The 12,452-nt window shown below is 73.2% G+C and carries 16 protein-coding genes; 4 read left to right on the forward strand and 12 right to left on the reverse strand.

Going from position 1 to position 12,452, the window contains the following annotated elements:
* Nucleotides 1–10 precede the first annotated feature (10 nt).
* From O4U47_RS06140 to O4U47_RS06150, 3 genes are read right to left on the reverse strand one after another with little or no spacing between them, the layout of a single operon-like run.
* Nucleotides 11–922 (reverse strand): metal ABC transporter permease, encoded by a 912-nt coding sequence (locus tag O4U47_RS06140; protein ID WP_270676589.1) that lies wholly within the window; start codon nucleotides 920–922, stop codon nucleotides 11–13.
* A complete protein-coding gene (locus tag O4U47_RS06145; RefSeq protein ID WP_270676590.1) occupies nucleotides 910–1,734 on the reverse strand; it encodes a metal ABC transporter ATP-binding protein in 825 nt (274 codons plus the stop codon). The genes O4U47_RS06140 and O4U47_RS06145 overlap by 13 nt, the downstream gene beginning before the upstream one ends.
* A complete protein-coding gene (locus tag O4U47_RS06150; RefSeq protein WP_270676592.1) occupies nucleotides 1,731–2,732 on the reverse strand; it encodes a metal ABC transporter substrate-binding protein in 1,002 nt (333 codons plus the stop codon). Before O4U47_RS06150 ends, O4U47_RS06145 begins: the two co-directional genes overlap by 4 nt.
* A gap of 154 nt (nucleotides 2,733–2,886) precedes the next feature.
* Here O4U47_RS06150 and O4U47_RS06155 point away from each other — a divergent pair, with 154 nt between their 5' ends.
* The gene (locus O4U47_RS06155; RefSeq protein ID WP_270676593.1) at nucleotides 2,887–3,309 is read left to right on the forward strand and encodes a hypothetical protein; all 423 of its coding nucleotides are present in this window, start codon (nucleotides 2,887–2,889) and stop codon (nucleotides 3,307–3,309) included.
* Nucleotides 3,310–3,421: 112 nt separating this feature from the next.
* Here O4U47_RS06155 and O4U47_RS06160 read toward each other — a convergent pair whose 3' ends face one another.
* Nucleotides 3,422–3,706 carry a putative quinol monooxygenase gene (locus O4U47_RS06160; protein WP_270676594.1) on the reverse strand — a complete coding sequence of 95 codons (285 nt, stop codon included), beginning with the start codon at nucleotides 3,704–3,706 and terminating at the stop codon, nucleotides 3,422–3,424.
* Nucleotides 3,707–3,892: 186 nt separating this feature from the next.
* On the opposite strand from O4U47_RS06160, the gene O4U47_RS06165 reads away from it, so the two are divergent.
* Complete coding sequence (locus O4U47_RS06165) at nucleotides 3,893–4,630, forward strand: (2Fe-2S)-binding protein (RefSeq protein WP_270676596.1); 738 nt, start codon at nucleotides 3,893–3,895, stop codon at nucleotides 4,628–4,630.
* A gap of 61 nt (nucleotides 4,631–4,691) precedes the next feature.
* Here the strand turns inward: O4U47_RS06165 and O4U47_RS06170 are convergent, their stop codons facing one another.
* Genes O4U47_RS06170 through O4U47_RS06180 form a run of 3 tightly spaced genes read right to left on the reverse strand, consistent with a single transcriptional unit; the run spans nucleotide 4,692 to nucleotide 7,812 of the window.
* A complete protein-coding gene (locus O4U47_RS06170; RefSeq protein WP_270676597.1) occupies nucleotides 4,692–5,588 on the reverse strand; it encodes a carbohydrate ABC transporter permease in 897 nt (298 codons plus the stop codon).
* Entirely contained in the window at nucleotides 5,585–6,538 is a 954-nt protein-coding gene (locus O4U47_RS06175) for a carbohydrate ABC transporter permease (protein ID WP_270676599.1), read from the reverse strand. Before O4U47_RS06175 ends, O4U47_RS06170 begins: the two co-directional genes overlap by 4 nt.
* Entirely contained in the window at nucleotides 6,535–7,812 is a 1,278-nt protein-coding gene (locus tag O4U47_RS06180; protein WP_270676601.1) for an ABC transporter substrate-binding protein, read from the reverse strand. The genes O4U47_RS06175 and O4U47_RS06180 overlap by 4 nt, the downstream gene beginning before the upstream one ends.
* 233 nt (nucleotides 7,813–8,045) lie before the next feature.
* On the opposite strand from O4U47_RS06180, the gene O4U47_RS06185 reads away from it, so the two are divergent.
* Entirely contained in the window at nucleotides 8,046–8,804 is a 759-nt protein-coding gene (locus tag O4U47_RS06185) for a MerR family transcriptional regulator (RefSeq protein WP_270676603.1), read from the forward strand.
* A gap of 75 nt (nucleotides 8,805–8,879) precedes the next feature.
* Here O4U47_RS06185 and O4U47_RS06190 read toward each other — a convergent pair whose 3' ends face one another.
* From O4U47_RS06190 to O4U47_RS06205, 4 genes are all read right to left on the reverse strand, one after another.
* Entirely contained in the window at nucleotides 8,880–9,269 is a 390-nt protein-coding gene (locus O4U47_RS06190; protein ID WP_270676605.1) for a VOC family protein, read from the reverse strand.
* A 54-nt stretch (nucleotides 9,270–9,323) separates the two neighbouring features.
* Nucleotides 9,324–9,485: a hypothetical protein gene (locus O4U47_RS06195; protein ID WP_270676607.1), complete on the reverse strand. Its 162-nt coding sequence runs from the start codon at nucleotides 9,483–9,485 to the stop codon at nucleotides 9,324–9,326.
* A 53-nt stretch (nucleotides 9,486–9,538) separates the two neighbouring features.
* A complete protein-coding gene (locus tag O4U47_RS06200) occupies nucleotides 9,539–10,441 on the reverse strand; it encodes a hypothetical protein (protein WP_270676609.1) in 903 nt (300 codons plus the stop codon).
* A gap of 110 nt (nucleotides 10,442–10,551) precedes the next feature.
* Nucleotides 10,552–11,064 carry a GNAT family N-acetyltransferase gene (locus O4U47_RS06205; RefSeq protein WP_408638937.1) on the reverse strand — a complete coding sequence of 171 codons (513 nt, stop codon included), beginning with the start codon at nucleotides 11,062–11,064 and terminating at the stop codon, nucleotides 10,552–10,554.
* A gap of 128 nt (nucleotides 11,065–11,192) precedes the next feature.
* On the opposite strand from O4U47_RS06205, the gene O4U47_RS06210 reads away from it, so the two are divergent.
* Entirely contained in the window at nucleotides 11,193–11,603 is a 411-nt protein-coding gene (locus O4U47_RS06210; RefSeq protein ID WP_270676612.1) for a DUF6463 family protein, read from the forward strand.
* A 109-nt stretch (nucleotides 11,604–11,712) separates the two neighbouring features.
* Here the strand turns inward: O4U47_RS06210 and O4U47_RS06215 are convergent, their stop codons facing one another.
* Nucleotides 11,713–12,399 carry a metal-dependent transcriptional regulator gene (locus O4U47_RS06215; RefSeq protein WP_270676614.1) on the reverse strand — a complete coding sequence of 229 codons (687 nt, stop codon included), beginning with the start codon at nucleotides 12,397–12,399 and terminating at the stop codon, nucleotides 11,713–11,715.
* Nucleotides 12,400–12,452: the final 53 nt, after the last annotated feature.

The raw sequence follows: 12,452 nt of genomic DNA on the forward strand, positions 1-12,452 counted from the left end.
CCGCCCGGGGTCAGGGGACGGCGGTCCCGGCCGGGGCGCGTCCGGCCCGGGCCGCGCGGGCCTGCCGGGCGCGGCGCAGCGCCCCGGCGGCCACGCCGTGGTGCGGGGCGAACAGGTAGGCCAGGGCGAAGGCCAGGGCCTGCACCGCCACCACGGCGCCGCCGGTGGCCGCGTCCAGGTGGAAGCTCAGATAGGTGCCCAGCACCGAGGCGGTCACCGACACGGCCACCGCGATCGCCAGCATGCGCTCGAACCGGTCGGTGAGCAGGTAGGCGGTGGCACCGGGCACGATGACCATGGCCACCACCAGGATGATGCCCACCGCCTGCAGGGCCACCACCACGGTCACCGCCAGCAGGCCCAGCAGCAGCGCCTCCAGGCGGCGCGGGCTGAGCCCGATGGCGTGGGCGTGCACCCGGTCGAAGGCGTACAGGGTCAGGTCGCGGTGCTTGGCCAGGACCACCGCCAGCACCACCGCCCCGGCCGCCAGCACCTGGACGATGTCGCCGTCGGAGACGCCCAGCACGTTGCCGAACAGGATGTGCATCAGGTCGGTCTGGCTGGGGATCTTGGACACCAGCAGCACCCCCACCGCGAACATGGCGGTGAAGACCACGCCGATCACGGCGTCCTCCTTGACCCGGGAGGTCCGGTTGACCACGCCGATCAGGGCGACCGACCCGGCGCCGAAGACCAGCGCCCCCACGGCGAAGGGCAGGCCCAGCATGTAGGACAGCACGACGCCGGGCAGCACGGCGTGCGAGACCGCGTCGCCCAGCAGCGACCAGCCGATCAGCGTCATCCAGCACGAGAGCACGGCGCACACGGTCCCGGCGACCACGCTGACCAGCATGGCGCGCCACATGAAGTCGAACTGCAGCGGCACGGTGAACCACTCGGCCAGCGCGTTCAGCGCGTCCACGGCGACTCCCCCTCCTGTGCGCCCCCGGTGGGCGCGGCGGGCGCGGCGGGTCCTGCGGGGCCGAGGCCGAAGGCGCCGGCCAGGCGCTCGGGGGTGAGGACCTCCTCGGGCGGCCCGTCGGCCAGGACGCGGCGCTGCAGCAGCACCGCCCGGTCGCAGAAGCCGCCCACACCGGCCAGGTCGTGGGTGGACACCAGCAGGGTGCGGCCCTCGGCGCGCATGGCGCCCAGCACGTCGGTGATGGTGGCCTCCGACCCCTTGTCGACGCCGGCGAAGGGCTCGTCGAGCAGGAAGACGTCGGCGCCCTGGGCGATGCCGCGGGCCACGAAGGCGCGTTTGCGCTGGCCGCCGGAGAGGGCGCCGATCTGGCGGTGGGCCAGGCCGGTCAGGCCGGTGCGCTCCAGGGCGGCGTCCACGGCGTCGCGGTCGGCGCGGCGGGGGCGTCGGGTGGGGCCCATATGCCCGTAGCGGCCCATCATGACGACGTCGGCCACCCGCACGGGAAAGGCCTGGTCGATGCGCTCGCTCTGCGGGACGTAGGCGACCAGGCCCTCCTTGCGGGCCCGGTCGGGGGTGCGGCCGTGCAGGCGCACCTGCCCGGCGGCCAGCGGCACCAGTCCGATCAGGGCCGAGAAGAGGGTGGACTTGCCCGAGCCGTTGGCGCCCAGCAGGGCGCACACGGTGCCCGGGTCCAGGGCCAGGTCGGCGCCGTCCAGGGCGAGCACGTCGCCGTAGCGGACGGTCAGGCCGCGGGCGTCGATCGCCGGGGTGCGCACGTCGGCGGCCTCGGGCGTGCGGGCGGGTGCGGTCACGGGGTCGGTCCCCCTTCCTCGGGTTCCTCCTGGCCGGGGCCGCCGGGGGCCGAGGGGGGCGGGTCGGCGGGCTCGCCGGTCAGGCCTTCGACGATGGTCTGCGCGTCGTGGCCGAGCAGGTCCAGGTAGGTGGGCACGGGGCCGTCGGGGCGGGACAGGGAGTCGACGTAGAGCTGCCCGGCGAAGCGGGCGCCGCTCTCCCGGGCGACCTGGCGCTGGGCCTTGTCGTTGACGGTGGTCTCGCAGAAGACGGCGGGGACCTCGTTGTCGCGGACGAACTCCACGGCCGAGGCGATCTGCCGCGGGGTGCCCTGGGAGTCGGCGTTGACGGCCCACAGGTACTTCTCCTGCAGCCCGGTGTCGCGGGCCAGGTAGGAGAAGGCGCCCTCGCAGGTGACCAGGGCGCGGGAGCCCTCGGGCAGGTCCTGCAGCTCGGTCTGCAGGTAGTGGCCGACCTCGGCGACGCGGTCGGTGTAGGCGCGGGCGTTGGCGGCGTAGTCGTCGGCGTGGTCGGGGTCGAGCTCGGTGAGGGCGTCGCGGATGTTGGCGATGTAGACCGCGGCGTTGTCGGGCGACATCCAGGCGTGGGGGTTGGCGCGGCCCTCGTACTCGCCCGCGGCGATGGGGATGGTCTCCACGCCGTCGGTGAGGGTGGCGGTGGGGGCGTCGATGCGTTCGGTGAACTGGGCGAACCAGGCCTCCAGTCCCAGCCCGTTGTCGAGGACGAGGTCGGCGTCCTGGGCGCGGACGAGGTCGTCGGGGGTGGGCTGGTAGCCGTGGATCTCGGAGCCGGGGCGGGTGATGGACTCCACCTGCAGGTGGTCGCCGGCGACGTTGCGGACCATGTCGGCGATGACGGTGAAGGTGGTCAGGACTTTGGGGCGGCCGTCGCCGCCGTCGGCGGGTGCGGCGCAGGCGGCGGCGCCGAGCAGGGCGGCGGTGAGGGAGACCGCTCCCCACAGGCGGGGTGAGGAGTATCGACCGAGAATGTTCGGCATGCCCAACTTTTACCACAGGTGAGCTGAACTCGCTGTTTCGGGCGGTGGGCGTTCTGCGTTGCGGCGGTCCCGGGCGCCCCGGCGAAGCCTGCGACCCTGGCCGCGGCCGCCGGTCTCTGCCAGGATGCGGCCATGCACACCGACCGAAAGGCCGATGCCGCGTAGGCGGCCGGGACGAGTCCATGCCGAGGAGCGCGTCCGCCGGGAGCTGCGCCGCCGGGCACGAAGAGGCGAACACGACACCATCGACGGGCTGTCGGCGAAGACGATGGCGCAGACCCGCCGGGTCGAAGTGCTCGACCCGCGGCTGCATCCGGGGTTCACCCGCGAGGCGCTGTGCCTAGGGGAATGGTCCGCCCGATCTCTCAGCACCTGGACGGTGCTGGACGCACTGCGGGGCCACACCGTCATCGGGTGCGGGGTACGGGGGTGCTGCATTGACCCCGTGGGGGACCGGGAGCTGCTGTCGGTGGTCGTCCACGCGTTGAGACGTCCTCAGGCACACGAGCTGCGCGCCAGGATCAAGCGCCTGGACGATCTCTACGGCTTCACCGACGATGTGTTCCCCTCGATGTGAGCGGCAGTGCCGAAGGGCCCGCGGCCCCCGCGCCGCGCAGGAGGGGCAGGGGGCGGCCCCCTCCTGCGCGGCGCGACCGGGAGGCGGCCCACCAGAGCGTGAGGGGACGCCGTCAAGGGGCCTCCACCCCCGACACGCGGTACTTGTACACACTGGCGTCGCGGATGAGTGAGGCCTGCTCGTCGGGAACACCCTCGCCGCGGAACGCCGCCAGGTGGGCGTCGGACTCCCAGCGCTCGTAGATGTCGATGCGCCCGGGGTCCACCAGGTCGGCGCTCAGTGAGAAGTCCAGGCATCCCTCGGCCTTGCGCGCCTGGTCCACGACGTCGGCGCAACCGCGCAGATACTCCTCCCGGTCCCCGGGGTCCACCGTGATGTGTCCGGCGATGATGAGCATGGCACCTCCCGAATCCGTACTCGCACGCCCTGTCGGTACCAGGCCGCCACCGGTAGGACTCGGCGCGCCGCGCCAACTCATCGGTGTCGAGGACCGGGGGGACGGAGGCGTCCCCCCGGAGGGCGGATCTAGGCTGTCCTGGCCGGGCGGGGCGTCCGGGGAGCGACGACGGGAGGGGCGGTGGCCGTGGCCGCGGGGCAGTCGGGGTCGGAAGGGCTGGACCGGGCGCTGGACGAGGCCGCCCGCATCAACGCCTTCTTCGCGGTAGAGCGCTCCCCCGCCGGACGCGTGCGGCCCATGGAGGACCTGTGGGCCGACGGCGCGTTCCTGGCCGCCCGCATCGACGCGGTCCGCGAACGCCTGGCCTCGCGGGCCGGGCGCCCGCTCGGCGACGTCGAACCGCGTGTGGCCGCCTCGATCTTCTTCCAGGGCATCGCCTCGCGGCTGCTCTCCCCCGCCGCGGCCGCGGTGCTCATCGGCGGCGTGCTCCCCGGCCGCCGGGCCCTGGGCTGGTACGCCGACGGACCGACCCTGGCCCTGGCGCGCACCGGCGCGCCCGGGGTGCGGGTCGGCCACGGGGACGGGGAGGCCGACGCCCTGGCCGGGCACGTGCTGGAGGGAATGCTCGCACCGCTGCTTCAGGCGGTGCGCGAGCACGTCAAGGTGGCGCCCCGGCTGCTGTGGGGCAACGCCGCCTCCTCCCTCGGCGGCACGGTGGCCGCCCTGGCCGCCGCCCGCCCGGCACTGGCCGGGCGGGCCGTCCGGCTCGGTGAGGCGCTGATGGACCGCCCGCCCCTGCACGGCCTGGGCGGCCCCGGCGCCGGGGCCACGATGGCCGACTCGTTCGTGCGCCGCACCTGCTGCCTGTACTACCGCATCCCCGGCTGCGGGAAGTGCGGCGACTGCGCGCTGCTCGAACGCTGACCGCCGGAGGGTCCGGGCCGCCTCCGGCGGGGACCGGTGCACGGGCGGCCCGGCCGCGCCCTCACCCCTTCAGCGCCCCGGCCATCAGGCCGCGCATGAAGTAGCGGCCCAGCACCAGGTAGATCACCAGGGTCGGCAGCGACGCCAGCACCGCGGCGGCCATCTGCTGGTTGTAGGGCACCACCATCGACCCGGCCACGTTGTTCAGCTGCACCGTCACCGGCCAGCTCCCCGGGCCGGTCAGGAACACCGCGAACAGGAAGTCGTTCCACGCCGAGGTGACCTGCCAGATCAGCGCCACCGCGAACGCCGGGGCCGACACCGGCAGCACCACGTGGGCGTAGGTCCGCAGCAGCCCGGCCCCGTCCACCCGCGCCGCCTCGATCAGGGTCTGCGGCAGCGAGGCGTAGAAGTTGCGGAAGATCAGCGTGCAGATCGGGATGCCGTAGACGGTGTGCGCCAGGATCAGCGGGAACAGCCCGCCCATCAGGCCGGCCCCCACCAGCAGCTGCTGCAGCGGGATCATCACCGCCTGGTAGGGGATGAACATCCCGAACAGGAACAGGGTGAACACCGTGTCGGCGCCCGGGAAGCGCCACTTGGACAGCACGTACCCGTTCAGCGACCCCAGCAGCGACGCGGCCGCGGCGCTGGGCACCACCAGCTTGACGCTGTTCCACAGCCCGGCGCCCAGCGCGTCCCAGGCCGCCGACCACCCCTCCAGGCTCCACGTCCGCGGCGGCAGCCACGCGCGCTCGGCCCCGGCCTCGGCGAAGGGCTTGAAGCCGGTGACCACCAGCACGTACAGCGGTAGCAGGAACAGCACGGCCAGCAGCACCAGCACGGTGAACCGCACCGCCGGGCCGACGCGGCCGCCGCCCGGCGCGCGCCCGCCCCCGGACCGCGGCGCGGCGGCCGCTCCGGTCCGGTCCCCGGTCCGCCGCCCGGCGCCGCTCATCGGCCCTCGCTCCGTTCCCTGCGCACGGTCCACACCAGGTAGGGCAGGACGAGGGCGGCCACCGCCAGCAGCATGTAGGCGGCGATCGCCGCGCCCTTGGCCGGGTCGCGCACCTCGAAGACGGTCGTCCACATGTACACCGCCGGCACGTCGGCCACGATCTGCTGGCCCGCGATCGCGATGACCAGGTCGAACACCTTCAGCGACATGTGCCCCAGGATGATCACCGCGGTCAGGGTGACCGGGCGCAGCTGCGGCAGCACCACGTGCCGGTACACCCCCCACTCCGAGCAGCCGTCCACCCGCGCCGCCTCGCGCAGCTCCTCGGGCACCCCGCGGAACCCGGCCAGGTACAGCGCCATGATGTAGCCGGACAGCTGCCAGACCGCGGGCAGCGCCATGGCCGCCATCCCCAGGTTCGGCGCGGTCCACCACTCGTTGACCAGGAAGTCCAGACCCAGGTGGACGAACAGGGCGTTGAGCCCGGTGGCGCGCTCGGCCGGGGCGGGGTTCATCAGCCAGCGCCACACCACGCCGGTCGCGATGAAGGACACCGCCATCGGCGCCAGGAACAGCGTCCGGAAGACCGCCTCCCCGGCGATGCCCTTCTCCAGTAGCAGGCCCAGCAGCCAGCCCAGCACCAGCGCGCCGCCGACGAACACCGCGGTGAACACCGCGGCGTTGGCGACCGCGCCGGGCCACCGGGCCTCCTGCCACAGCCCGGCCATGTTCTCCAGGCCGACGAAGGAGGCGTCGTCGATGGGACTGTGCTTGTCGCTGAGGGCCAGGCGGGCGTTCCAGCCGATCATCCCGTAGACGAACACGGCGATCAGCAGGATGGACGGGGAGACCAGCAGCAGGCCCGGCAGCCAGGCGCGCACGCGGGCGCGCCCGGCCGACGGGCGGCGCCGGGCGGGTGCGCCCGCCCGGCCGGTGGCGCGCGCGCTCATTCGGTCTGCGCGGCCTGGGAGGCCTCGTTCAGGGCGTCCTGGAGTGCGTCGGTGTCGCCGTCCTGGAGGTACAGGCCCACGGCGGTGTCGATGGCGTTCTTCCACCGGTTGTCGGCGGCCACGCCGTGCCAGAAGGACCCGGCCAGCTCGGGGCCGGACTGCCACTCCTCCAGGGCCGCGGACAGGTAGGGGCTGTCGGCGTACTGCTCGGGGTCGGCGTCCTCGCGGGCGGGGATGGAGCCCTTGAGGGGGTTGAACGCGTCCTGGCCCTCCCGGCTGGCGGCCAGCTCCAGCCAGGCGTCGGCGGCCTCCGGGTTGGGCGCGCCCACCGGCAGGGTGAAGCTGTCGGACAGCCACAGGTAGGTGCCCTCGGTGCCGGGCGAGGCGGCCCAGTCGTAGTCCTCCCCGGCGGTCATGCCCAGCTCGTCGAAGTACCCGGCGGCCCAGTCGCCCATGACGGTGAAGGCGGCCTCGCCCTCGGCGACGCGCCGGGAGGCCTCCTGCCAGTCCTCGGAGGCCGACTCCTCCTGGGTGTGCTCCAGGACGGCCTCGAAGTCGGCCAGGGCGGCGGCGACCTCGGGGGTGCCCCAGTCGGCGCCGGGCTCCCACAGGGCGTTGTAGCCCTCCGTGCCCAGGGAGCCGAGCAGGACGCTCTCCAGCAGGTGGTCGACGGTCCACTGGGCGCCCACGGCCATGGGGACGGCGTCGGTCTCCTCCTCGACGGCCTCCAGGCCGGCGATGAGGTCGTCGAGGGTCTGCGGCGGCTCCTCGATCCCGGCCTCCTCCAGCACCGAGGGGTTGAACCACAGGACGTTGGAGCGGTGGATGTTGACGGGGACCGAGTAGACGCTGCCGTCGTAGCTGATCTGCTCCAGGAGCTGGTCGGGCAGGGCCTCGCGCAGGCCGTGCTCGTCGTAGAAGCCGTCGAGGGGCTCCAGGTACCCGGCCTCGATGTAGTCCTGGAGCTCGGCCCCGGCGTGGCCCTGGAAGGAGTCGGGCGGGTCCTGGCTCTGCAGCCGCCCCTCCAGCACGGCCTGGGCGTTGGTCCCCGACCCTCCGGCGACGGCGGCGTTGACGAACTCGGTGTCGGGGTGCCGTTCCTCGTACATCTCGATGAGGGCGTTGAGGCCGGCTTCCTCGCCGCCGCCGGTCCACCAGGAGAAGACCTCGACCTGGGCGGCGTCCCCGCCGCCGCCTGTGCCCCCGCCGCAACCGGAGGCCGCCAGGGCCGCTGCCAGGGCCGCCGCGGGGGCCGTCGTCCAGCGTCTGCGCATGCCGCTCCCTCCCCGGGCGGCGCCCCCTGCACCGAACCACCCGGAAAATGTGCCGTGGATCACTGTCGATGCGTCCGCAATCCATTCACTCGCGGGGTCGGTTGTCAATAGTCCAGGTTTGAACCTCACGCGGCGTGAGGACTTAGCGTCGTCGCCACGGCACCGCGAAGGGGCGTCTCCCGGCGCTCCGGGATGCGGGCACCGGCGGATACGGGACAGGAGGCGGCGCGGGCATGGACGGCGAGGACCGCACGTGGAAGGTGGGCGAGCTGGCCCGGTCGACCGGGCTGACGGTGCGCGCACTGCACCACTACGACGCCGTCGGCCTGGTGCGGCCCTCGGCCCGCACCGCCTCCGGCCACCGGCTCTACACCGGGGCGGACGTGCGGCTGCTCTACCGCACGCTGGCCCTGCGCGACCTGGGGCTGTCCTTGGAGGAGGTGCGCTCGGTGCTCGAAGGAGGCGGTCCGGGCCTGGGCGAGCTGCTCGCCGACCAGCTGGAACAGGTCGAGCGCCGCATCAGCGCGCTGCACGCCCTACGGGGCCGCCTGTCGGCGGTGGTGAGCGCCTCGCGCGGCGGCCCGCCCCTGGAGCCGGAACGGTTGATGCGCGTGATCGAAGGGATGAGCGGAGTGGACGAGACGATGCGGACCTACTTCAGCGAGGAGCAGATGCGGGCCCTGCACCGGAGGCGCGAGGAGCGCGGCGAGGAGGCGGTGGCCGCCGACGTGGCCGCCTGGCCGGAGCTGATCGCGGCCGTGGGCCGGGCCGTGGAGGAGGGCGCCGACCCCGCCTCGGAGCAGGGGCGGGAGCTGGCCGAGCGGTGGATGCGGCTGCTGGAGTCCTTCCACGGCGGTGACGAGGGGCTGAAGGAGTCGCTGTACCGGATGCGGGAGGACAACAGCGAGGAGATCGCCGCCGAGCACGGCGGGCCGACCCCGGAGATGATCGACTTCATCACCCGCGCGAACGCGGCGCGGGAGGCCGGGTAGGCGCTGTCGCCGGGCCGGGGCGCCTGTTCCCACCCCCGGCCCCACGCAGTTCGCCGACCGGACGCACCGGCCCCGTCAGGGGCGGCGGCCCGCCAGGACGCAGAACTCGTGGTCCTCCGGGTCGAGCAGGACCACCCAGCTGTCGTCCGCGCCCTGGCCCACGTCGGTGCGGCGCGCGCCCAGGCCGAGCAGGCGGTCGACCTCGGCGGCCTGGTCCCGGTCGGAGGGGCTGACATCGATGTGCAGCCGGTTCTTGACGGTCTTGCCCTCGGGAACCCGCGCGAACGTGATCACCGGCGGCACCGGGCCGCTGCGGCTCCCGTCGCCGGGCGAGGCCTTCGGGCCGACCGTGACGACCCCCTCGTGCTTGTCGAGCACCTCGTAGTCCAGGACCGCGCACCAGAACCCAGCGAGGCCGTCGGGGTCGGAGCAGTCGACGGCGAGCTCGGTGAACCTGCTGGTCATCTCGGGGGCCTTCCCGGTCGGAGACGGAACCGGGGGGCGGGGCACCCCCCGGTATCAGGAGTCGCCGAACACTACCTCGACGGAGTCGACCACCGCGGCGCGCCGGAGCCGGAGTCCGAGGGTGTCGCCGTCGATACAGGTGACAATCCGCTCGCGGGCGAAGGCAGGGAGGTCGATGCCCCGGGTGTCCAGAACGGCGATGATGGCCCGGGCCAAGGTCTTGAGCTCCCCCTTCAGTTCGTTTTGGGCGTGGCCCTCTGTCGCTTCTGTCAGCGGTCGGCGAAAAGCTCTTCGGTAGACCTGACGAGGGCGGCGTGCCGGAGCCAGGTGTTGAGGGTGTCGCGGTCGGTGCAGGAGGTGATGCGTTCACGGGTGGAGGAGGGGACTCCAATGCCCCGGCTCTCCAGGACGGTCATGACGGCCTGGGCCAAGGTCTTGAGCTCCCCCTTGAGCTCCCCCTTGAGCTCTCCCTCGGCTTCGCCGTCCGCGAAGCCGCGGCGGAAGAGGTCGCTCTTGTACTCGTAGGTGCCCGTGCCCATGATCTCCTCCAGGTACTCGCGCGCCTTGCGGGGCAGTGCCGCCAGCACGTAGTCAGAATACAGACTCGTCATCGACCGATCGATGGTTTCCAAGGCCGCCAGCAGCGCGTGCAGGGCGGCCTGCTCCTCCTCGCTCTCGGGGTCCTTCACGTTGTGGGCGGCCGCGATGATCGCCAGCTCCGGGTGGGCCCGCGCCCGTTCGGGGTCCGTGACCGGGGGGAGGGCCTTCATCAGGAGCGGCAGCGGGCGGATCTCCCCGCACCCCAGGTCGATCGGGGTGCCGCACCACTGGGACACCCCCTCCTTGGGGACCAGCACCACCAGCCTGACCGGGCAGCGCAGCCGCGCGCGCAGGTTGGCGACGTACACCGGCCAGCTGAACTCTTTATCGTCATCCTTTTTGAGCTGGTTCTCGACGATGATCGCCATTTTCGGAACATCGTCGTCTTCGCACACCACTGCGGAGTCGATCCGGTATTCCACCGCCGCGGTCGTCGTCGCGTCTCCCGATTCGCACCGCACGCGCCCGAATTTGGGCATCGGCACCCGCTGGGCGGATTCGAGCAGTTCCACAGCAACTTCCGGCCGGTGGCGGATGATGTCGAGGGGGAACTCGCGTTCGAGGGAAGGCATGCGAGGAGGATAGAAGCCGGCGGCGAGGCGCGTTCACAGAAAGAAGAAATGTCGCCTCTTGCGTCGATATGCGCTCCGCCGCCGACCCGGTGCTGGAATTCCAGGATGAATCAGCGCACCAGTTCCTCGGCCAGCAGGTCCATCAGCAGGCCGTCGTGGAAGGTGCCGTCGGCGCCGCGCTCGTAGCGGCGCATCACCCCCACCGGGCGGAACCCGGCCTTGATGTAGCTGCGGATCGCCGCGGTGTTGTCGGCCGCCGGGTCGATGGTCAGACGGTGGTGGCCCTCCTCGTCGACCAGGTGGGCGGCCAACGCGCGCACCGCGTCGGTGCCCAGCCCCTTTCCGTGCACGGCGGGGTCCAGGTAGATGTCCATCCCGGCGTGCCGGTACTCGGGGTCCTCCTCGGCCCACCACTGGATCGCGCCGATCGTGCGGCCCCCGTGCTCGACGGCCAGCGTGCGCGATTCGGGGTCGGCCAGCTCCTGGGCGACCTTGGCGTCCAGGTCCTCGCCCGCTCGCCACCAGGCCTGCACCTCAGGGGAGCGGCGGATGGCGGCCAGTGCGGGGACGTCGTCGTCGGTGGCGGGTCGCAGGGTCACGTGGGCACCTTGCAGCACGGTCATGATCACCGAACCTATAGGGGCCCAGACGCCCGGGCCAGGGCCGGGCCCGCCCCGTTCCCCCGTGCGGGGCGCCCTCTCCCCCGTGCGGGGGATCACCGGGCCGGGCGCCGGGCGCCAGGCTGGTCCCCATGAGCACTTCAGCGCGTCTCACCGTTGCCGGGGGCTGGAGCATGGCGGCCATCGCGCTGCTGCACACCCTCTTCTTCCTCCCCCACCCCTATTGGGGGGAATGGCTTTCGGGCGAGCTGTGGAGCCACGGGGCGGCCACGGAGTCGATGCTGGGCTTCTGGGCGCTACCGGGCGGCTTCGTGGTCCCCTTGGCCGTACTCGGCCTCCTCGTGGCCAGGACGGGGCGCCGCGGCGACGCGGTGCCGGCCTACGCGGGATGGGCGATCGGCCTGTGGGCCCTGGGCTGCGCGGCACTGGTCGGGCCCAGCGGGTTCCTGCTGGGGCTGGTCCCGGCCGGGCTGCTCATCGGGGCCGGCGCGGCGCGGCGCTCGGGCGGGCGGCGCCGGGGCGCGGAGGCGTCCCGCACCTAGCGTGGCGCCGCGGTCGTCCCCGCTCGGGGGCGTGCGGTCCGCCCTTCCCGCCGGGAGGGCGGACCGCACTCGTGCGTGAGCGGGGCGCGGGCGAGCGGGCCGACCGGGGTCAGTCCGGGGCGATCCACAGCGCCTCGGCGGCCACCAGCCCCAGCGAGCGCTCCTCGGCGCCGCCGGTGCCGATGCGCACGATGAGCGAGCCCCCGTAGGGCTGGCGCTCGACCACCTCCACGCGCATGCCGATGCCGATGTCCTGCTCGGCCAGGTAGCGCAGCAGCTCGGGGTCGGAGTCGTTGACCCGGACGATGGTGCCCACCGCGCCGGCCTCGGCGTCCGAGAGCAGGCCGGTGGCGCGGTTGACCACCCGCCCGTCGCGGGTGGGGATGGGGTCGCCGTGCGGGTCGGCCACCGGGTCGCCCAGGTGGGCGGCGATGCGCTCGACGAACTTGTCCGAGACGGCGTGCTCCAGCTCCTCGGCCTCGTCGTGCACCTCGTCCCAGGAGTAGCCCAGCGCCTCCACCAGGTAGGTCTCCAGCAGGCGGTGGCGGCGCAGCACCGCCAGGGCGGCCTTGGTGCCGGTCTCGGTCAGGCGCACCGACCCGTACCGGCGGTGGTCGACCAGGCCCAGGTCGCCGAGCTTGCGCAGCATCCCCGACACCGAGGAGTTGGACACCGACAGCCGCTCGGCCATCGCCGAGATGGTGACCGGGCCGCTCCCCCTCTCCTGCAGGTCGTAGATGACCTTGACGTAGTCCTCGACCGAGGTGGACGGCCGCTCCGCCGGTGCTGACTCCATGCCTCCAACGCTACCGTGAAACCCTTGTGTGCCCTGTTCGGGCGGCTTGGGGC

This window comes from Nocardiopsis suaedae (assembly GCF_027706745.1).
Lineage (GTDB): Bacteria > Actinomycetota > Actinomycetes > Streptosporangiales > Streptosporangiaceae > Nocardiopsis_A > Nocardiopsis_A suaedae.

Excerpts from the sequence above, each read along its gene's own strand:
- O4U47_RS06150 (WP_270676592.1), bottom strand. The coding sequence starts at position 2,732 with ATGCCGAACATTCTCGGTCGATACTCCTCACCCCGCCTGTGGGGAGCG.
- O4U47_RS06155 (WP_270676593.1), top strand. The coding sequence starts at position 2,887 with ATGCCGCGTAGGCGGCCGGGACGAGTCCATGCCGAGGAGCGCGTCCGC.
- O4U47_RS06160 (WP_270676594.1), bottom strand. The coding sequence starts at position 3,706 with ATGCTCATCATCGCCGGACACATCACGGTGGACCCCGGGGACCGGGAG.
- O4U47_RS06170 (WP_270676597.1), bottom strand. The coding sequence starts at position 5,588 with ATGAGCGGCGCCGGGCGGCGGACCGGGGACCGGACCGGAGCGGCCGCC.
- O4U47_RS06175 (WP_270676599.1), bottom strand. The coding sequence starts at position 6,538 with ATGAGCGCGCGCGCCACCGGCCGGGCGGGCGCACCCGCCCGGCGCCGC.
- O4U47_RS06180 (WP_270676601.1), bottom strand. The coding sequence starts at position 7,812 with ATGCGCAGACGCTGGACGACGGCCCCCGCGGCGGCCCTGGCAGCGGCC.
- O4U47_RS06185 (WP_270676603.1), top strand. The coding sequence starts at position 8,046 with ATGGACGGCGAGGACCGCACGTGGAAGGTGGGCGAGCTGGCCCGGTCG.
- O4U47_RS06190 (WP_270676605.1), bottom strand. The coding sequence starts at position 9,269 with ATGACCAGCAGGTTCACCGAGCTCGCCGTCGACTGCTCCGACCCCGAC.
- O4U47_RS06200 (WP_270676609.1), bottom strand. The coding sequence starts at position 10,441 with ATGCCTTCCCTCGAACGCGAGTTCCCCCTCGACATCATCCGCCACCGG.
- O4U47_RS06205 (WP_408638937.1), bottom strand. The coding sequence starts at position 11,064 with ATGACCGTGCTGCAAGGTGCCCACGTGACCCTGCGACCCGCCACCGAC.
- O4U47_RS06210 (WP_270676612.1), top strand. The coding sequence starts at position 11,193 with ATGAGCACTTCAGCGCGTCTCACCGTTGCCGGGGGCTGGAGCATGGCG.
- O4U47_RS06215 (WP_270676614.1), bottom strand. The coding sequence starts at position 12,399 with ATGGAGTCAGCACCGGCGGAGCGGCCGTCCACCTCGGTCGAGGACTAC.